The sequence below is a fragment of the Kitasatospora fiedleri genome, from assembly GCF_948472415.1.
Lineage (GTDB): Bacteria > Actinomycetota > Actinomycetes > Streptomycetales > Streptomycetaceae > Kitasatospora > Kitasatospora fiedleri.
Window position 1 is genome coordinate 7,578,944 of the sequence record NZ_OX419519.1, and the last position, 17,197, is coordinate 7,596,140.

The following is a 17,197-nucleotide window of genomic DNA, read 5'->3' on the forward strand; positions in this document are numbered from 1 at the left end:
GGACAGTCGGAGGCAGTCCCCGCCGCCGACCGAAAGGCCCCCCGTGCCCGTCCGCCGCCTCCTCCTCGCCGCCGCCGGCCTGCTCGCCCTCACCGCCGCCGCCCCGGCCGCCGCCGACGACACCCCCACCGGTACGCCCGCCGACCCGCCCGCGGCGACCGCCGCCGCGACCACCGTCACGATCACCGGCGCCGCCATCGACCCGAAGATCCCCAGCCGGGTCCGGGTCGCCCTCGCCTACACCTGCGCGCCGACCGACCAGCCCCGCTCGCTGAACACCTCCGTCGAGCAGACCGACCCCGAGGACCCCGCCACCATCGCCTTCGGCTCCACCCGCACCGCACCGACCCAGGTGGTCTGCGACGGCACCCCGCAGACCCAGACCGTCACCGTCCAGTCCAAGACCAGCAACTGGCTGCCCGGCACCGATTCCGTGGTGATCACCACCCTCACCGACCTCGGCGCCACCCCGACCGCCGCCGCCGACGCCCGCCTGATCGCGCTGGACCAGCCGCCCGCCCCCTGACCCGCCGTCAGCCGACCGGCCCCCCTTCCCGGCGCGCCGCCCGCCCGCCGCCGCCGTCGCCTCCGAGACTGGACGCCGGACGGAAGGGAACCCGGATGACCCAGCCCACGACAGCCACCGCACCGGCCCCCGAGGTGCGCCGCTGGCGGGCCCTCGCGGTGTGCCTGGTCGCCGGGTTCATGACGCTGCTCGACGTGTCGATCGTCAACGTCGCCCTGCCGTCCGTGCGCAGCGGACTGCACCTGTCCGAGGCCGGGCTCCAGTGGGTGCTCTCCGGCTACTCGCTGGCCTTCGGACTCGTGCTGGTCCCGGCCGGACGGCTCGGCGACGCGATCGGCCGCCGCCCGGTCTTCCTGGCCGGGCTGGGCCTGTTCACCGCCACCAGCGCCCTGGCCGGCGCCGCCCAGAACGAGACCTGGCTGGTGGTGGCCCGGCTGCTCCAGGGCATGGCCGGCGGACTGCTCGTCCCCCAGGTCTCCGGCTTCATCCAGCAGCTCTTCCGCGGCGGCGAACGGGCCCGCGCGTTCGGCATGCTCGGCACCACCATCGGCTTCTCCACCGCCGTCGGCCCGCTGCTCGGCGGCCTGCTGATCGCGGTGTTCGGCACCGCCGAGGGCTGGCGCTGGGTCTTCTACGTCAACCTCCCGATCGGCCTGGTGGCCCTCCCGCTGGCCCGCCGGCTGCTGCCCGCGCCCACCCCCGACACCTGCGCCCGCCGCGACTTCGACCCGGTCGGCGTGCTGCTGCTGGGCGTCGGCACCGTCCTGCTGCTGCTCCCGCTGGTCCAGTCCCAGTGGCACGGCACCGGCAAGTGGCTGCTACTGGCCGCCGCCGTCCTGGTCCTGGCCGCCTTCGCGGGCTGGGAGCGGCGCTACGCCCGGCACCGCGAACCGCTCGTCCACCCCGAGCTGTTCCGCACCCGCTCCTTCACCTACGGCGCGCTGGTCTCCCTGCTCTACTTCGCCGGGTTCACCGCGGTCTTCTTCGTCTTCACCCTCTACCTGCAGTCCGGCCGCCACTACAGCGCCCTGCAGGCGGGCCTCGCCATCACCCCCTTCGCCCTGGCCTCCGCGGTCGCCTCCACCATCGGCGGACGCCTGGTCACCCGCCACGGCCGCCGCCTGATCGCCGTCGGCCTGGCCACCGTCGCCGTCGGCCTCGCCCTCGCCGCCCTCGCCGTGCACCTCTTCGACGGCCCCGAGGTCGGCTGGGCCACCGCCCTCCCGCTCCTGCTGGCCGGCCTCGGCAGCGGCCTGGTGGTCTCCCCGAACCAGGCACTCACCCTCAACGAGGTCCCGGTCGCCCGGGCCGGCTCCGCGGGCGGCGTCCTGCAGACCGCCCAGCGGATCGGCTCCGCCGCGGGCATCGCCACCGTCGGCGCCACCTTCTTCGCCCACCTGCACACCCCCGCCGACTACCCCACCGCCTTCCAGCTCAGCATCGCGGTGGTCCTCGCCTTCGTCCTGCTCGCCCTGCTCGCCGCGACCGAGCCCTTCGGCCGCAAGCCCCGCGAGAAGGCCGGGTGAGCGGCGGGCGCGCGGTCGGGGCCGGGGCGGGTAGGGACAGGACAGGTAGGACGGTAGGCCGACAGGACGGCGGGAACGGAGAACGGCGGAACGCTCCCGGCCGGTGGACCCCGACCGTTCGCGCCCGCCGTTCCCGGTTCTCCCGGCGCTCCCGGTGCTACAGCCCCGCCACGCCGCGCGCGGCGACCCGCAGGGCGGCCACCGGGTCGCCGACCGAGCTGCCGGCCCGCCAGCCGACGAAGCCGTCGGGGCGGACCAGGACGGCGCCGCCCTCGCGCAGGCCGTAGACCGTGGGCCAGCCGCTCGGCCCGGCCGGACGGGGACCGGCCGGGAGGTCGGGGACGGGCTCGGGCACCAGGTCCCCGTCCTCGCCGACCAGCAGGCAGCGGATCGGCACCCCGGTCTGCTCGGAGACCGCCCGCGCCGCCTCCGGCCACCCCGCCCCGCCCGCCACGGGCGCCAGCAGCACCGGCTCGCGCCCGAACAGGTCGAGCGTGGACAGCCGGGCGCCGTCCGCGTCGCGCAGCCACAGGTGCGGGGCCCGGGTGCCGACCTCGCCGGTCGCGGCGAAGCGCTCCGGGATCACCCCGGCGGTGGCGTCCGCGCCGACCAGCGCGCCCTCGGTGTAGCGGTAGCCGAGCGCCACCGCCAGCACGTTGGTGCGCGGCCCGCCCGCCGGCGCCGCGTCGAAACCGGGGTGCTGGTGCTCCACCGACCGGGCCGCCGCCCGGGCTGCGGTCTGCACGGCGACCGGCCGCCGCTCCGCCCCGTACGACTCCAGCAGGCGCGGCCCGCCCCAGCCGTCGAGCACCGCGGCCAGCTTCCAGGCCAGGTTGTGGGCGTCCTGGATGCCGGTGTTGGAGCCGAACGCCCCGGTCGGCGGCATCTCGTGGGCGGAGTCGCCGCACAGGAAGACCCGCCCGGCGCGGTACCGGTCGGCGACCCGCTCGGCGGCGTGCCAGGGCGCCCGGCCGGTGATCTCCACGTCCAGGTCGGGCACCCCGGCCGCGGCCCGGATGTGCGCCGCGCACCGGGCGTCGGTGAAGTCCTCGACGGCCTCGCCGCGCTCCGGGTGCCAGGGCAGGTGGAAGACCCACTCCTCGCGGTTGTCGACGGGCAGCAGCGCGCCCGCGCCGGCCGGGTCGGTCAGGTAGCAGGCGATGAACAGGCGGTCGCCCACCACCTCGGCCAGCCGCTTGGCCCGGAAGGTCACCGAGACGTTGTGGAACAGGTCGCCGCGCCCGGACTGCCCGATCCCCAGCTGCTCCCGCACGGGGCTGCGCGGCCCGTCCGCCGCGATCAGGTAGTCGGCCCGCACCTCGCGCTCCTCGCCGCCGGCCCGGTCCCGCAGCCGGGCCGTCACCCCGTCGGCGTCCTGCGCGAAGGAGAGCAGCTCGGTGTTGAAGCGGACGTCGCCGCGCTCGGCGGCGTGCCGCAGCAGCACCGGTTCGAGGTCGTTCTGGCTGCACAGGCACCACGAGGACGGGCTGAACCTGGCCAGGCCCCCGCCCGGGTCGATCTCCCGGAACAGCCACTCCTGCTCCCCGCCGGAGAGCGTCTCGGCCTGCAGGATGCCGTGGTTGTCGGCCAGCACGGACGCCGCGGCGCGGACGTCCTGCTCGACGCCGGCACCCCGGAACAGCTCCATGGTGCGCAGGTTGTTGCCGCGCCCCCGGGGGTGCCGGGAGGTCTCGGCGTGCCGCTCCACCAGCAGGTGCGGCACACCGAGCCGACCGAGGAAGAGCGAGGCGGACAGTCCGACCAGCGAACCGCCCGTGATCAGGACCGGGACCCGGTCGGCCATCTGTGTGTTCATCAGCTCTGCTCCATCCGTGCGGGGCGCTGGAAGCGCCAGACCCGACATCCATCCCCCGTCGCGGGCGGCCACGCAGGGTGCGTCGCCCGGATGGCCGTGAAGTCTCGCGCGGCCGTCCGTCCCGCCCTGACGATCGAGGACGAACCGCCGCCCGCTCCGCCGACCGGCCCGGCCGCCCGAGGCCCGTCCGTGAAACCGGCGAAGGGCCCTTCGCGGGCAGACCGCGGAGGAAGCGCGGACGAACCACGAACCGACGACAGGATCTGCCGCCATGACCCTGCTCTCCGCAGCCGAGGAGACCACCACCACCGGCCGGCCCACCCCGGGCCGGCTCCGCGTCGTCCTGATGCTGGACGTCCACGACGGTGCCCAGGACCGCTTCCTGGACGCCTACGAACTGCTGCGCTACCAGGTCTCGTCCGTCCCCGGCCACGTCAGCGACCAGCTCTGCCAGTCCATCGACGACCCGTCCCGGTGGCTGATCACCAGCGAGTGGGAGAGCGCCGAGCCGTTCCTCGCCTGGGTCGACAGCCCCGCCCACCGCGAGATGGTCAAGCCCATGCACGGCTGCGTCAGCGACACCCGCTCGCTGCGCTACACCGTGCTGCGCGAGACCCACGGCGTCACCGCCACCGACACCCCCGCCCCGCCGCTGCGCCCCGGCGAGCACCACCCCGGCGTCCCCGGCGTGCCGCGGCCCGGCCCGGACGGCGTGGTCCGGCACGCGCTCAGCTTCACCGTCAAGCCCGGCACCGAGGCCGAGGCAGCCGAACTGCTGGCCGGCTACCGCTCCCCGCAGGCCCGGGTCGACGACACCACCCGCCTGCTGCGCACCTCGCTGTTCATGCACGGCAACCGGGTCGTCCGCTGCGTCGAGGTGGCCGGCGACCTGCCCACCGCGCTGCGGCACGTCGCCCGGCAGCCCGAGGTGCGGGCCGTCGAGGAGGCGCTCAACCCGTACCTGGAGGAGAAGCGCGACCTGGACGACCCGCTGTCCGCCCGCGACTTCTTCCAGCGCGCCGCGCTGCCCGTCATCCACCACCACGCCGGCCTGAAGAGCGGCCCGGTGCAGCGGCACGCCTACCGCTACCCCGTCCGCCCCGGCGCCGGCGTGGCCCTCGTCGAGCTGCTGTCCGAGCAGGACGAGCACGCCGCCGCCGACCCCGGCAGCCCGCTGGTGCGCGCCACCGTCCACCGGCACGAGGACCTGGTGGTCCGGCTGGTCGACCTGCTCGTCGACCCCGCCGACGACCCGGCCGCCGCCCTCGGCCTGGCCGGCCCGCTGGCCGCCGCCGTCCTCGGCAAGCTCACCGAGCCGGTCGAGCACACCCGCGAGGGCCTGCGCCACCTGCTCGCCGAGTGCGCGATGACCCCGGTCACCGACCGCACCTCGGCCGAGGACTGACCCGGCAGGTCCCCGCCCACTCCGCACAGCCCGTTCACCCCGCACACCCCGCACGAGAGGAACCAGCACCGTGACCACCGAGACGCCACGAGTCGTCCACGTCGACGACGCGCCCCCCAACCGCAAGCGCGGCGGCGACCTGCGGGCCATGCTCACCCCGCCGGCGGTCGGCGCGACCAGCGGCTTCATGGGGTGGCGATCGTCGAACCGGGGGACCGGATCGGCGAGCACTACCACCCGTACTCCGAGGAGTTCGTGTTCGTGATCTCCGGCGAGCTGGAGGTCGACCTGGACGACGTCACCCAGCGGCTGCGGCCCGACCAGGGGCTGATGATCCCGATCGGGATGCGGCACCGCTTCCGCAACGTCGGCAGCACCCAGGCCCGGATGGTCTTCCACCTCGGACCGCTCGCCCCGCGTCCCGAGCTCGGGCACGTCGACACCGAGGAGGACGCAGCCGAGGCGGGCCCGCCCGAACCGGCGGGGGCCGCCTCGTGAGCCGCCGGGTCGCGGTGACCGGGATCGGCGTGGTCGCCCCCGGCGGCATCGGCGTCCCCCGGTTCTGGTCGCTGCTCACCGAGGGCCGCACCGCCACCCGCGGCATCACCCTGTTCGACCCGGAGGGCTTCCGCTCCCGGATCGCCGCCGAGTGCGACTTCGACCCCGCCGCCCACGGCCTGACGCCGGACCAGGTCGCCCGCAACGACAGGTACGTCCAGTTCGCGCTGGTCGCCGCCGCCGAGGCGGTCGCCGACGCCGGGCTCGACCCCGGACGCGAGGACCCCTGGCGGATCGGCGTCTCGCTCGGCACCGCCGTCGGCGGCACCACCCGGCTGGAACGCGACTACGTGCTGGTCAGCGAGCGCGGCGAGCACTGGGGCGTCGACCACGCCCCCGCCGCCCCGCACCTGGAACGGGCCTTCTCCCCGTCCACCCTGGCCTCCGCGGTCGCCGAGCAGATCGGCGCGCACGGCCCGGTGCAGACCGTCTCCACCGGCTGCACCTCCGGCCTGGACGCCGTCGGCTACGCCGCCCTCGCCATCGAGGAGGGCCGCGCCGACGTGATCGTCACCGGGGCCTGCGACTCGCCGATCTCCCCGATCACCGTCGCCTGCTTCGACGCGATCAAGGCCACCTCGGCCCGCAACGAGGACCCCGAGCACGCCTCCCGCCCGTTCGACGCCGGCCGCGACGGCTTCGTGCTCGGCGAGGGCGGCGCCGTCCTGGTGCTGGAGGAGTGGGAGCACGCCAGGCGGCGCGGCGCCCGGATCTACGCCGAACTCGGCGGCTTCGCTACCTTCGGCAACGCCTACCACATGACCGGGCTCACCCAGGACGGCCTGGAGATGTCCCGGGCCATCGACCGGGCCCTGGCACACGCCGGGGTCCCCGGCGAGGCCGTCGACTACGTCAACGCGCACGGCTCCGGCACCAAGCAGAACGACCGGCACGAGACCGCCGCCGTCAAGCGCTCGCTCGGCGAGCACGCCCGGCGCACCCCGATGAGCTCCATCAAGTCGATGGTCGGGCACTCGCTCGGCGCGATCGGCGCCATCGAACTCGTCGCCTGCACCCTCGCCCTGCACCACGGCGTCGTCCCGCCCACCGCCAACTACACCGAGCCCGACCCCGAGTGCGACCTCGACTACGTCCCCCGCACCGCCCGCGAACTGCCGCTGCGCCACGTGCTGTCGGTGGGCAGCGGCTTCGGCGGCTTCCAGTCCGCGGTGGTGCTGAGCAAGGTGGAGGCGGCCGCATGAGCGAACGGAACGCGGTGATCACCGGCGTCGGCGTGGTCGCGCCCAACGGGATCGGCGCCGACGACTACTGGAAGGCCCTGGTCGAGGGCCGCTCCGCACTCGCCCCGATCGACCGGGAGGGCTGCGCGCACCTGCCGCTCAAGGTGGCCGGCCTGGTGCACGGCTTCGACGCCGAGGAGTACGTCGAGGCCCGCTACCTGGTGCAGACCGACCGCTTCACCCACTTCGCGCTGGCCGCCGCCGAACTCGCCACGGCCGACGCCGGCCTCGCCGACCACCCCGACGACCCGTTCGGCGTCGCCGTGGTCACCGCGGCCGGCTCCGGCGGCGGCGAGTTCGGCCAGCGCGAACTGCAGCACCTGTGGGCCGAGGGGCCCCACCACGTCGGCCCCTACCAGTCGATCGCCTGGTTCTACGCCGCCTCCACCGGCCAGATCTCCATCCGCGGCGGCTTCAAGGGCCCCTGCGGCGTGGTCGCCTCCGACGAGGCCGGCGGCCTCGACGCCCTCGCCCACGCCGCCCGGGCCGTCGCCCGCGGCACCGACGCGGTGCTGGCCGGCGCCACCGAAGCACCCATCGCCCCGTACTCGATGGTCTGCCAGCTCGGCTACCCCGGGCTGTCCACCGTCGAGGACCCCGAACGCGCCTACCGCCCGTTCGGCTCCGACGCGGCCGGGTTCGTCCCGGCCGAGGGCGGCGCGATGTTCGTCGTCGAGGACGAGCGCACCGCCCGCCGCCGCGGCACCCGCCCGCGGGCCCGGATCGCCGGCCACACCGCGACCTTCACCGGCGCCGCCCGCTGGAGCGAGAGCCGCGAAGGACTCGCCCACGCGATCCGCGGCGCCCTCGCCCAGGCGCGCTGCGCCCCCGACGAGGTCGACGTGGTCTTCGCCGACGCCCTCGGCGTCCCCGAAGCCGACCGGGCCGAGGCGCTCGCCCTGGCCGATGCCCTCGGCGAGCACGCCGAGCGCGTCCCCGTCACCGCCCCCAAGGCCGGACTCGGCCGCGCCCACAGCGGAGCCCCCGCCCTGGACGTCGCCGCCGCCGTGCTCGCCCTCGAACACGGCCTGGTCCCGCCCACCCCGCACACCGCGGACTGCCCGCACGGCCTCGACCTGGTCATCGGCCACCCGCGCGCCGCCGAGCTGCGCACCGCCCTGGTGCTCAGCCGCGGCCTGATGGGCTCCAACACCGCCCTGGTGCTGCGCCACCCCTGACCCTTCCGACCGCAAGGAGCACGACATGGCCTCCGAGATCACCTACGAGGAACTCGCCACCCTGATCAAGACCCGGGCCGGCGTGTCGGTCACCGTCGACGAACTCGCCGACCCCGGCTGCATGTTCCTCGACCTCGGTGTCGACTCGCTCGGCGTGCTCGGCGTCCTCGCCGACGTGGAGAACCGCTACGGCGTCTCCATCGACTCCTCCGACCTGCTCGGCCGTCCCGTCGCCGAGTTCCTGCACACCGTCAACTCCACCGTGAAGGCTGGTGCCTGAGATGCCCGGACACACCGACAACACGATCGTCATCGACGCCCCGATCGACCTGGTCTGGGACGTGACCAACGACCTGGAGAACTGGCCGGAGCTGTTCAGCGAGTACGCCTCCGTCGAGATCCTCGACCGGCAGGACCAGCTGGTGCGCTTCCGCCTCACCATGCACCCCGACGAGAACGGCCAGGTGTGGAGCTGGGTCTCCGAGCGCGAGGCCGACCGCGACAAGCTCACCGTCCGGGCCCGCCGGGTCGAGCCCGGCCCGTTCGAGTTCATGGAGATCCGCTGGGAGTACGAGGAGCTGCCGCAGGGCACCGCCATGCGCTGGGTCCAGGACTTCGCGATGAAGCCCACCGCGCCCGTCGACGACCTCGGCATGACCGACCGGATCAACCAGAACTCCAAGGTCCAGATGGAGCTGATCCGCGCCAAGGTCGAGCACCGCGCCGGAGCGGCCCGATGAGTGACCTGACCACCGACCTGCACCGCACCCTGATCGTCGCCCGGATGAAGCCCGGCACCGCCGACCACATCGCCGGCGTCTTCGCCGACTCCGACCGCGGCGACCTGCCCGGCCTGATCGGCGTCCGCGGCCGCAGCCTGTTCCAGTTTGGCGACGTCTACCTGCACCTCATCGAGTCCGAGCGCCCCGCCGGACCGGAGGTCGCCAGGTACGCCCAGCACCCCGAGTTCCGCGACGTCAGCGAACGCCTCGCGGTCTACGTCGACGCCTACGACCCGGCGACCTGGCGCAGCCCCAAGGACGCCATGGCGCACGAGTTCTACCGCTGGGACCGCTGACGCTGACGCCGGACCGCTGAGGCGCGGAGCGCAGAGCGGAGGGGCCGCCCGGAACTCCGGGCGGCCCCTCGGTGTCTGCTGGCGTCGGCGTCGGCGTCCGTCCGCGCGCGCCGTCGACGGGGCTGTTTACGGGACGGTGCAGGAGAAGGCGTGCAGGTACGGGTTGACCGGGGCGACCGCGTCCAGCCGCAGGCCGGACTCCGCGATCAGGGCGGTCAGGCTGCCCAGGGTGTGCTTGGCGCCGCCGACGTTCAGCAGGAGCAGCAGGTCCATCGCGGTGGTGAACCGCATCGAGGGGGAGTCGTCCACCAGGTTCTCCACGATCACCACCCGGGCGCCCGGACGGGCCACCTGGCGCAGGTTGCGCAGCGTCCGGCGGGTGGAGTCGTCGTCCCACTCCAGGATGTTCTTCACCAGGTACAGGTCCGCCTGCACCGGCACCGCCGTGCGGCAGTCCCCGGGCACCAGCCGGGCCCGGTCGGCCAGCGACCCGCCGGGCAGCAGCCGCGGGTCCGCGTGCTCGACCACCTTCGGCAGGTCCAGGAGGGTGCCGTGCAGGTCGGGGTGGCGCTCCATCAGCTCGGCCAGCACCTGGCCCTGGCCGCCGCCGATGTCCGCCACCGAGGCGACGCCCGCCAGGTCGAGGAAACCGGCCAGGTCCTGCGCGGACTGCCGGCTGGACTGGGTCATCGCCCGGTTGAACAGCGCCGCGGACTCCGGCGCGTCGTCGTGCAGGTACTGAAAGAACTCCTTGCCGAAGGCGTCGCCGAACACGCTGCGCCCGGTGCGCACCGCGTCGTCCAGCCGGGACCAGGACTGCCAGGTCCACGGCTCGGTGCACCACAGCGCGATGTCGCGCAGGCTGCCCGGCTCGTCGGCGCGCAGCAGGCGCGACAGCGGGGTGTGCCGGTAGCGGCCGTCGGCGTCCTCGGCGAACACCTCGTAGCAGGCCAGCGCGCGCAGCAGCCGCCGCAGCGGGCCGGGCTCGACGTCCAGCCGCCCGGCCAGCTGCTCGGCGGTGGCGGGCTCCTCGTCCAGCGCGTCCGGCAGCCGCAGGCTGGCGGCGGCGCGGACCGCGCCCGCGCAGGCGGCGCCGAACACCAGCTCGCGCAGCAGCATCGCGGGCGGGACGGCCGGGGCCGCGACCGACTCCGGCGGGTTCTGCGGGTTCTGCGGGTTCTGCGGGTTCTGCGGGTTCGGCGAGGTGGTCGGGTTGGGCGGGGCGGTCGGAGCGGAGGTCACGGGGACGGCCTTTCGTCGGTGGGTCGGAGGGTGGGCGTGGGGGCTGCGTGGGGGCCGCGTGGGGGAGCGGGGCGAGAGTGGCTCAGCAGTGGCCGGCGGGCTCGGAGGTGCCGCAGACGTTGCCGGCGAACGTGTGGCCGGTGCCGTGCGGGTCCCGGTCGGCCAGGTCGGCGGGGACGTTGTCGCGCAGGACGTTGCCGGTGACGGTGGCCCGGGCGTTGGGGGCGCCGACCACGCTCGGGTACAGCACGATGCCGCCGGACATCGGGGATGCCCCGGTGTGGTCGGCGACCTGGTTGCCGGAGACCGTGACGTCCTCGGTGCCGGTCAGCAGGATGCCGGTGCCCTGGACGAAGTCGAGCCGGGGATTGGGCGGGCAGTACCGGTTGTTCGCCCGCACCACGTTGTCCCGGAGGGTCAGCGCCCCGGCCCGGGGCACCCCGTCGTCGCCGACCACGAACAGGCCGCCGCAGTTCCCGGACGCCAGGTTGGCCGCCACCGTCAGCCCGCGCACCCGGCGCAGTTGCAGGCCGATCCGGTTGCCGGTCAGCCGGTTCTCGGACACCTCGGTGCCCAGGGTCTCCAGCGCGCCGCCCTTGCGGTCGTACCAGTTGGCCACGAAGATCCCCGCCTGGCCGTTGTCCCGGGCCTCGTTGTCGGTCAGCACGGTACGGGTCGACATCTCGACACTGATGCCCTGCAGGCCGTTGTCGTGCACCGCCACCCCGCGCACCGTCAGCCGGTCGGTGACGGCCGCGCCGACGCCGTTGCGGGCGAAGCCCGCCACTGTCAGCGCCTCCACCACCACGCCCGAGACCGGGTGCACCGGCACGCCCTGCGGGTCCGAACCGCCCGTCACGCACACGCCGTCACCGGCCTGCGCGCAGGCGCCGCGGTCGGCCGGATCGGGCACCAGGACGGTGCCGGTGCCCTGGCCGCGCAGGGTCACGCGGTCGGTGGTGAGTGTCAGGCTGCCCGGGTAGCGGCCCGCGGCGAGTTCTACCACGTCACCCGGGGCGGCCGCGTCCAGGGCGGCCTGCACGGACGCGCCGGGCGGGACCCGGAACACGGTCGGACCGGTGGGCGCCGCCGCAGCCGGGGCGGCGGCCAGCGCGGCGGGCACCGAGGCGGCGCAGGACAGCAGGACGGCGGCGACCCGGATCAGCGGGCGCGTCGGAGCGAGGAGAGCAGTCATCGAGAGCAGCCGGCTTCCAGACGTCGCGGTCGCGGACGGCATGAGGGCACGTCCGCCGCCTCGAAGCTATGGTCGCGCCCCCGGCCCGGCCAGCCGGGTTGGCTCGCACGGGTTGCCCGCACCCGCCGACCGGGTGGCGGCGGGCCGGAAGAGCGAGGCGGGTACCACCCGTACACCCGATCGGGGGCCTCCGCGGCCGGGCACCGGGCCCGCACCGGCGGGCCGAACCACTATGGACCCATGGACACGCAGAATGGACGAACCACCGAGCAGACCGAACTCCTGGCCGCCGACCTGCGCCCCACCGGCGCCGACGGCACCGATCTCCGCACCGAACCCTGGTCCGGCCTCCGGCTGGTGGAACCCGCCGCCGACGCCTTCGGCGGACCCGCCGCCGACGCCTTCGCGGAGGCCATCGGCGAGGCGGCCGGTCAGGCGGCCGACGAGGCCGTCACGGGGCAGGACGCGGAGGGCGCGGACGACCCGGCCTGGGACTACGAGGACGTCATCCTCCGCTCCGTCAACTGACCCGGTGCCGGGGCGGAGTGCGCACGGGCATACGGACATACGGACGTACCGACATGCCGGCACATGGAGATGCGGGCACGCGGATGCCGGTGGGTCCACCGCTCTCGACTCGTGCGGTGGACCCACCGGCATCCGCGTGCCCGGTCAGTAGCGGTAGGACTTCACCACCACCGGGAGCAGGTTCACGCCCTGGCCCGCCTTGCTGAACACCATCGGATTCGCGGTCGCCCCCGCGGCCAGGTTCTCGATGCCGACCGCCTGGCTGTCCACGCTCTTGCCGGTGCTGTCGGTGAAGTCGACCTGGATCGCGTAGGAGCGGGTCTCGGTGGTGCTGTTGGTGACGGTGACCATCGCCGCCGACAGGTTGCCGGAGGTCGAGTTCGGCACGCCGGTCAGCGTCACGTCCGAGATCGCGTTGCCCGCGTCCGGGACGGCCGCCAGGACCTCCGCCGCCTTCGCCCGGGTGGCCGCGAGCTGGGCGTTCACCGAGGCCTCGAACGAGGCGGCGCGCTCGGACGCGCTGGCCTGCGCGGCCGAGACCGAGGCCAGCGCCGACTCGTGCGCGGAGGCGAAGGCGGACGGCGGCTCGCCCGAGAAGCTCGCCGTCTCCGGCGGACCGACCGTGAACGTCGACATCGCCGCCTGCACCGGGTTCTCGCCCGAGGTGCCGCCGCAGGCCGCGACCACCGAGATCCCGGCCACCGCGCCGGCCAGCGCCAGCGAGACCCGCAGGCCGCGCCGGACCGGCCGCCGCCGCACCGGGTGCCGCTGCGGCGGCCCCACCCGGCCCTGCCGGACCAGCCCCCGGCCCGAACCGTTCCGCTCCGCGTCTCGCATCGCGATGCACCCTTTCGCTCAGAACCGCGCCGGGCCCGTGCGCGCCGCGGTCGTTCCGGCAGGCCCACGGCCCGCGCCCGGACGTGCGGAACCGGACGTCCGCCTCCGCCCTACGCCCCCATCGTCCGAGCCCGGCGCCACCCGGGGCCAGCGGCGCTGCGCCATTGGGGGAGCCGGACGTCCCGTCAGATCGGTGGTGCGGGCAGCGGGATGGGTACGGCGGGTACGGCGGGTGCGCGGCTGTGGCTGTGGCTGCGGGTGGCGGTCAGCGGTGGGCGGGGGACCTGGCGGGTTCCGCTCCGGACCGCGGGGCGGGGCGGTCGGCCGGCTGCGCGGTGCCGGCGGCGATGGTGCCGACGGTGCCGGTCGCGGTGCGGTCGGGCCGGTCGCGCAGCAGGTGGCGGGCGAGGGCGGCGGAGGCCAGCAGCAGGGCCGCCGAGACCCAGGCCGCGACCGTGACGCCGTGCACGAACGCGCCGTTCGCACTGGCGAGCAGCTGTCCGGCCGGGCCCGCGGGCAGGGCGGCCGCGGACTCCAGGGCGCCGCCCAGCGACTGGCGGGCCTGCTCCGCGAGCGCCGGATCGACGCCCGCCGGAACGGACAGCGAACCCGCGTACAGGGCCGTCACGATCGAGCCGACCAGGGCGATGCCCAGCGCCGCGCCCAGCTCGTACGCCGTCTCCGACACGGCCGAGGCGGCGCCCGTCCGGTCGGCCGGGGCGGCACCCAGCACCAGGTCCGAGGAGAGGGTGTACACCACGCCCTCGGCGGTGCCCAGCGCCAGGAAGGACGAGCCGAGCAGCAGGTACGCGCTGTCCACCCGGACGAAGCCCAGCACGCCGATGCCCAGGCCCATCACGAACAGGCTCGCCGTCAGCACCCGGCGGGCACCCGCGCGCCGCACCAGCCGGGCCGTCAGCAGACCGCCCGCCACCGAGCCGACGAAGGCCGGCATCTCGGCGAAGCCCGCGTGCAGCGGGGAGTAGCCGCGCACCAGCTGGAGGTACTGCGACATGAAGAAGATCACGCCGGACAGGCCGATCAGGCAGATCAGCGAGGAGACCACCGCCGCCGTGAACCGCGCGTTCCGGAACAGCCGGACGTCCAGCAGCGGGGTCTCCAGCCGGAGCTGGCGCCGCACGAACACCACCAGCGCGACCGCGCCCAGCGCGAACACCAGCGGGGTCGTCCACCGCTCCAGGCCGTGCACAGCGAACTCCTTGACGCCGTACACCACGCCGATCACCCCGGCCATCGACAGCAGCACGCTCAGCACGTCCCACCGGCCCGGGCGCGGATCGCGGGACTCCGGCAGCAGCCAGCCGCCCAGCGCCAGCAGCAGCACCATCACCGGCAGGTTCAGCAGGAACACCGACCCCCACCAGAAGTGCTCCAGCAGCACGCCGCCCACCAGCGGGCCCAGCGCGGCGCCGGCCGCCGCGCCCGCGCCCCAGACGCCGATCGCGGTGGCCCGCTCCCGGGTGTCCGGGAACAGCGTGCGGATCAGCGAGAGCGTCGACGGCATGATCGTCGCGCCGGCCACGCCGAGCAGCGCCCGGGCCAGCACCAGCCAGCCCGGGCCCGGCGCGTACGCCGCCAGCAGCGAGGCCGCGCCGAACGCGGCCGAACCCGCCAGCAGCACCCGTTTGCGGCCCAGCCGGTCGCTGAGCGCGCCCATCGACACCAGCAGGCCGGCCAGCACGAAGGAGTAGACGTCGCCGATCCAGAGCAGCTGGGTGCCGGACGGGCGGAGGGTTTCGGTGATCGAGGGGATGGCGAGGGAGAGCACCGTCGCGTCCACCGCCACCAGGGTGACGGCGAGCACGAGGACGCCGAGACCGGCCCAGCGGTGGCCGGACCGGGTGACGGGGGTGGAACTCATCAGGTATCAGATCTCCGTAGAGCACCGCCGAGGAACAGCTCGGCGAGCGAGAACGCGCTTTCGCGGGGGGCGAGCCGGCCTTCCTGCACGGCCCAGCCGATGCCGGCCACCAGGTCGAAGAACGCCTCGCTCAGCCAGGCGGCCGAGAGCTCGACGCGGAACACCCCCTCCTGCTGGCCGCGCAGGAACAGCGCGCGGACCCGGGCGTCCTGCGTCTCCCAGAGGTCGTTGATCTCCGCGTGGTCGTACAGCTGGTTCTCACCGGCCAGGAAGGCGCACAGCGCGGCATCCGGCACCACCGCGTCCACCAGCCGGCGCAGCGCGGCCTCGGCGTTGCCCTCCTCCACCCGCGCGGCATCGAGCGCGGAGGAGAAGCGGCGCAGGCCGAGGGCGCCCACCTCCAGGATCAGGGCCTCGCGGCCCGGGAAGATCCGGTGCAGCGTGGCCCGGCTGATCCCGGCGGCGCGGGCGATCTCGTCGAGATGGGCCGTCGGGCGCCGGGACAGGATGCCCACGGCTGCCTCCAGGACGGAGTCGCGGTCGGTTGCCATGAGAAGAGAATAGCGCAACTGAGACATCAATGTCTCAAAATTTCGACGTGCGTCTCACCGGCGGGGTGCGGATACGGGTGCAGGATGGGGCGGGGTGGGTGCTTCCGGGCATGCCGAAGACCCCGCGCGGGGCGCGGGTCCGTGGGTGTCGGTGGGGCTTGCGGCCGGGGCCGGGCGGTCAGCTCTGGTTGTAGAAGCCCGACTCGTCGAGCGGGCGGTCGATGACCGTCACCTCGACGTCGGCCGGGGTCAGCAGGAACACTCGGCGGGCGATCCGCTCGATGCCGCCGCGGGTGCCGAAGATCAGGCCGGAGGCGAAGTCGACCATGCGCTTGGCCTCGGCGTCGTCCATCTCGGTGAGGTCCATGACCACCGGGGTGGCGGCGCGGATGTGCTCGCCGACGGTGCGGGCGGCCTCGAAGCCCGTCGGTCGGAGCGAGACGATCTTGGAGGGGCCGGTCTGGACGCTGCTCGGCAGCGTCTCCTCGCCCTCCCACGGTTCCTCGTACATCGCGGCCGGGTAGCTTCCGGAAGGCATCAGCCACCCGTTGTGGTGCTCGTCGCGAAGTGCTCCCATTAGCCGCGCCTCCCTGTCTCGTTCCGTACTCGTCCCCCGGGGGACGACGGGTCGTTTTGACACGTCATCCACTTGTTGGAACTGTCCGAGTATCGCACTGATCACCGTGGATGTGCCCGCTTGTACCCGCTGGACGAGTTGTGGCGCGCGGGGAAATCCATGGCTCCCCGGATGTCCGCAACGACGCCACCGGCCGGTAAACGGTTGCGCGGGACGACCCTATCGGTGCTACCCGGAAGCTAGTTGACTATGTGTCAACAATCATGTAACGGCTTCACCCGGGAGTGGCGGGTCGCGAACGGGGGGCGCGCACGAGGGGGGGTGGCGCGCGGCGCGGCGTGCGTCACACGGGCGTGGCGTCCCGCGCGGTGCGGACGGGCTACTCGCCGGTGGAGCCGTCGATTCGTTCCCGAAGCAGGTCGGCGTGGCCGTTGTGACGGGCGTACTCCTCGATCATGTGCACCAGGACCCAACGGAGCGTCACTTCGTTGCCGCGCCACCGGCCCTTGCCGACCGTGTCCAACGACACACCGGCGGTTGCGGACCGGGCGAACGTCACCTCCTCCTGCCAGGCCGCGGTGTCGGCGACCGGATCGGCCCCGTCCACCAGATCGAAGTCGCCGTCCGGGAACTCCTCCGTCCAGTAGCGGCCGGACGGCCCCAGGTCCTGGCCGTCCAGCACCGCGCGGAACCAGTGGCGCTCCACCTCCGTCATGTGCCGTACCAGGCCGAGCAGGGACAGCGAGGACGGCGGACAGGCGCGCCGGCGCAGTTGATCGGGTGTCAGCCCCTCGCACTTGAGGGCGAGCGTGGCGCGGTGGAAGTCCAGCCAGGCGCCGAGCATGGTCGCCTCGTCGGCGGCGAAGGGCGGGCTGGTGCGGGTGGTGGCGGGGGCCGTGTTCGTCATGCGGACATGGTGGGGCAGCCCGGGCGGGACGGGCGAACCGTTTTCGGACGGCCGTTTCCGTTTCCGTTTCCGTTCCGTTCCCGTTCCCGTTCCCGGGCCGGGCCGGGCTGGGCGGGGCGGGACGGGGTTGTGGTGGGAGGATCGGATGAT

The 17,197-nt window shown here is 74.5% G+C and carries 17 protein-coding genes and 1 pseudogene; 10 read left to right on the forward strand and 8 right to left on the reverse strand.

The window, feature by feature from the left end; genetic code table 11:
- Nucleotides 1-43 precede the first annotated feature (43 nt).
- Complete coding sequence (locus QMQ26_RS34580; RefSeq protein ID WP_282204066.1) at nucleotides 44-526, forward strand: hypothetical protein; 483 nt, start codon at nucleotides 44-46, stop codon at nucleotides 524-526.
- Between the two features lie 95 nt (nucleotides 527-621).
- Nucleotides 622-2,052: an MFS transporter gene (locus QMQ26_RS34585; RefSeq protein ID WP_100838889.1), complete on the forward strand. Its 1,431-nt coding sequence runs from the start codon at nucleotides 622-624 to the stop codon at nucleotides 2,050-2,052.
- A 157-nt stretch (nucleotides 2,053-2,209) separates the two neighbouring features.
- On the opposite strand, the gene QMQ26_RS34590 is transcribed toward QMQ26_RS34585, so the two are convergent.
- Nucleotides 2,210-3,868: an FAD-dependent oxidoreductase gene (locus QMQ26_RS34590; RefSeq protein ID WP_282204067.1), complete on the reverse strand. Its 1,659-nt coding sequence runs from the start codon at nucleotides 3,866-3,868 to the stop codon at nucleotides 2,210-2,212.
- A gap of 271 nt (nucleotides 3,869-4,139) precedes the next feature.
- On the opposite strand from QMQ26_RS34590, the gene QMQ26_RS34595 reads away from it, so the two are divergent.
- The 7 genes and pseudogenes from QMQ26_RS34595 (at nucleotide 4,140) to QMQ26_RS34625 (ending at nucleotide 9,328) form a co-directional block, all read left to right on the forward strand.
- Nucleotides 4,140-5,273, forward strand: coding sequence for a SchA/CurD-like domain-containing protein (locus QMQ26_RS34595; protein WP_282204068.1), 1,134 nt, complete (start codon nucleotides 4,140-4,142; stop codon nucleotides 5,271-5,273).
- Nucleotides 5,274-5,343: 70 nt separating this feature from the next.
- Nucleotides 5,344-5,771, forward strand: a pseudogene (locus tag QMQ26_RS34600) (cupin domain-containing protein).
- Entirely contained in the window at nucleotides 5,768-7,033 is a 1,266-nt protein-coding gene (locus tag QMQ26_RS34605) for a beta-ketoacyl-[acyl-carrier-protein] synthase family protein (RefSeq protein WP_282204069.1), read from the forward strand. The pseudogene QMQ26_RS34600 and the gene QMQ26_RS34605 overlap by 4 nt, the downstream one beginning before the upstream one ends.
- The gene (locus QMQ26_RS34610) at nucleotides 7,030-8,250 is read left to right on the forward strand and encodes a beta-ketoacyl synthase N-terminal-like domain-containing protein (protein ID WP_282204070.1); all 1,221 of its coding nucleotides are present in this window, start codon (nucleotides 7,030-7,032) and stop codon (nucleotides 8,248-8,250) included. The genes QMQ26_RS34605 and QMQ26_RS34610 overlap by 4 nt, the downstream gene beginning before the upstream one ends.
- A 25-nt stretch (nucleotides 8,251-8,275) precedes the next feature.
- Nucleotides 8,276-8,530: an acyl carrier protein gene (locus tag QMQ26_RS34615; RefSeq protein WP_100838883.1), complete on the forward strand. Its 255-nt coding sequence runs from the start codon at nucleotides 8,276-8,278 to the stop codon at nucleotides 8,528-8,530.
- 1 nt (nucleotide 8,531) lies between these two features.
- Nucleotides 8,532-8,990, forward strand: coding sequence for an SRPBCC family protein (locus tag QMQ26_RS34620; protein ID WP_282204071.1), 459 nt, complete (start codon nucleotides 8,532-8,534; stop codon nucleotides 8,988-8,990).
- A gap of 17 nt (nucleotides 8,991-9,007) precedes the next feature.
- On the forward strand, nucleotides 9,008-9,328 hold the full coding sequence (locus QMQ26_RS34625) for a TcmI family type II polyketide cyclase (RefSeq protein WP_100840511.1): 321 nt from the start codon (nucleotides 9,008-9,010) through the stop codon (nucleotides 9,326-9,328).
- A gap of 126 nt (nucleotides 9,329-9,454) precedes the next feature.
- Here the strand turns inward: QMQ26_RS34625 and QMQ26_RS34630 are convergent, their stop codons facing one another.
- Complete coding sequence (locus tag QMQ26_RS34630) at nucleotides 9,455-10,447, reverse strand: methyltransferase (RefSeq protein ID WP_100840510.1); 993 nt, start codon at nucleotides 10,445-10,447, stop codon at nucleotides 9,455-9,457.
- A gap of 205 nt (nucleotides 10,448-10,652) precedes the next feature.
- Nucleotides 10,653-11,765, reverse strand: a complete 1,113-nt coding sequence (locus QMQ26_RS34635; protein ID WP_282204072.1) for a right-handed parallel beta-helix repeat-containing protein — start codon at nucleotides 11,763-11,765, stop codon at nucleotides 10,653-10,655.
- Nucleotides 11,766-12,005: 240 nt separating this feature from the next.
- On the opposite strand from QMQ26_RS34635, the gene QMQ26_RS34640 reads away from it, so the two are divergent.
- A complete protein-coding gene (locus QMQ26_RS34640; protein WP_282204073.1) occupies nucleotides 12,006-12,293 on the forward strand; it encodes a hypothetical protein in 288 nt (95 codons plus the stop codon).
- 144 nt (nucleotides 12,294-12,437) lie between these two features.
- On the opposite strand, the gene QMQ26_RS34645 is transcribed toward QMQ26_RS34640, so the two are convergent.
- The 5 genes from QMQ26_RS34645 to QMQ26_RS34665 form a co-directional block, all read right to left on the reverse strand.
- Nucleotides 12,438-13,130, reverse strand: a complete 693-nt coding sequence (locus QMQ26_RS34645; protein WP_282204074.1) for a hypothetical protein — start codon at nucleotides 13,128-13,130, stop codon at nucleotides 12,438-12,440.
- A 265-nt stretch (nucleotides 13,131-13,395) separates the two neighbouring features.
- Nucleotides 13,396-15,012 carry an MFS transporter gene (locus QMQ26_RS34650; RefSeq protein ID WP_282204075.1) on the reverse strand — a complete coding sequence of 539 codons (1,617 nt, stop codon included), beginning with the start codon at nucleotides 15,010-15,012 and terminating at the stop codon, nucleotides 13,396-13,398.
- Nucleotides 15,012-15,563: a TetR/AcrR family transcriptional regulator gene (locus tag QMQ26_RS34655; protein ID WP_282204076.1), complete on the reverse strand. Its 552-nt coding sequence runs from the start codon at nucleotides 15,561-15,563 to the stop codon at nucleotides 15,012-15,014. Before QMQ26_RS34655 ends, QMQ26_RS34650 begins: the two co-directional genes overlap by 1 nt.
- A 178-nt stretch (nucleotides 15,564-15,741) precedes the next feature.
- Nucleotides 15,742-16,101: a cell division protein SepF gene (locus QMQ26_RS34660; protein WP_282204077.1), complete on the reverse strand. Its 360-nt coding sequence runs from the start codon at nucleotides 16,099-16,101 to the stop codon at nucleotides 15,742-15,744.
- Nucleotides 16,102-16,519: 418 nt separating this feature from the next.
- On the reverse strand, nucleotides 16,520-17,047 hold the full coding sequence (locus tag QMQ26_RS34665) for a DinB family protein (protein ID WP_282204078.1): 528 nt from the start codon (nucleotides 17,045-17,047) through the stop codon (nucleotides 16,520-16,522).
- Between the last annotated feature and the right edge of the window lie 150 nt (nucleotides 17,048-17,197).

Excerpts from the sequence above, each read along its gene's own strand:
- QMQ26_RS34585 (WP_100838889.1), top strand. The coding sequence starts at position 622 with ATGACCCAGCCCACGACAGCCACCGCACCGGCCCCCGAGGTGCGCCGC.
- QMQ26_RS34590 (WP_282204067.1), bottom strand. The coding sequence starts at position 3,868 with ATGAACACACAGATGGCCGACCGGGTCCCGGTCCTGATCACGGGCGGT.
- QMQ26_RS34595 (WP_282204068.1), top strand. The coding sequence starts at position 4,140 with ATGACCCTGCTCTCCGCAGCCGAGGAGACCACCACCACCGGCCGGCCC.
- QMQ26_RS34610 (WP_282204070.1), top strand. The coding sequence starts at position 7,030 with ATGAGCGAACGGAACGCGGTGATCACCGGCGTCGGCGTGGTCGCGCCC.
- QMQ26_RS34615 (WP_100838883.1), top strand. The coding sequence starts at position 8,276 with ATGGCCTCCGAGATCACCTACGAGGAACTCGCCACCCTGATCAAGACC.
- QMQ26_RS34620 (WP_282204071.1), top strand. The coding sequence starts at position 8,532 with ATGCCCGGACACACCGACAACACGATCGTCATCGACGCCCCGATCGAC.
- QMQ26_RS34630 (WP_100840510.1), bottom strand. The coding sequence starts at position 10,447 with ATGCTGCTGCGCGAGCTGGTGTTCGGCGCCGCCTGCGCGGGCGCGGTC.
- QMQ26_RS34635 (WP_282204072.1), bottom strand. The coding sequence starts at position 11,765 with ATGACTGCTCTCCTCGCTCCGACGCGCCCGCTGATCCGGGTCGCCGCC.
- QMQ26_RS34640 (WP_282204073.1), top strand. The coding sequence starts at position 12,006 with ATGGACACGCAGAATGGACGAACCACCGAGCAGACCGAACTCCTGGCC.
- QMQ26_RS34645 (WP_282204074.1), bottom strand. The coding sequence starts at position 13,130 with ATGCGAGACGCGGAGCGGAACGGTTCGGGCCGGGGGCTGGTCCGGCAG.
- QMQ26_RS34650 (WP_282204075.1), bottom strand. The coding sequence starts at position 15,012 with ATGAGTTCCACCCCCGTCACCCGGTCCGGCCACCGCTGGGCCGGTCTC.
- QMQ26_RS34655 (WP_282204076.1), bottom strand. The coding sequence starts at position 15,563 with ATGGCAACCGACCGCGACTCCGTCCTGGAGGCAGCCGTGGGCATCCTG.
- QMQ26_RS34660 (WP_282204077.1), bottom strand. The coding sequence starts at position 16,101 with ATGCCTTCCGGAAGCTACCCGGCCGCGATGTACGAGGAACCGTGGGAG.
- QMQ26_RS34665 (WP_282204078.1), bottom strand. The coding sequence starts at position 17,047 with ATGACGAACACGGCCCCCGCCACCACCCGCACCAGCCCGCCCTTCGCC.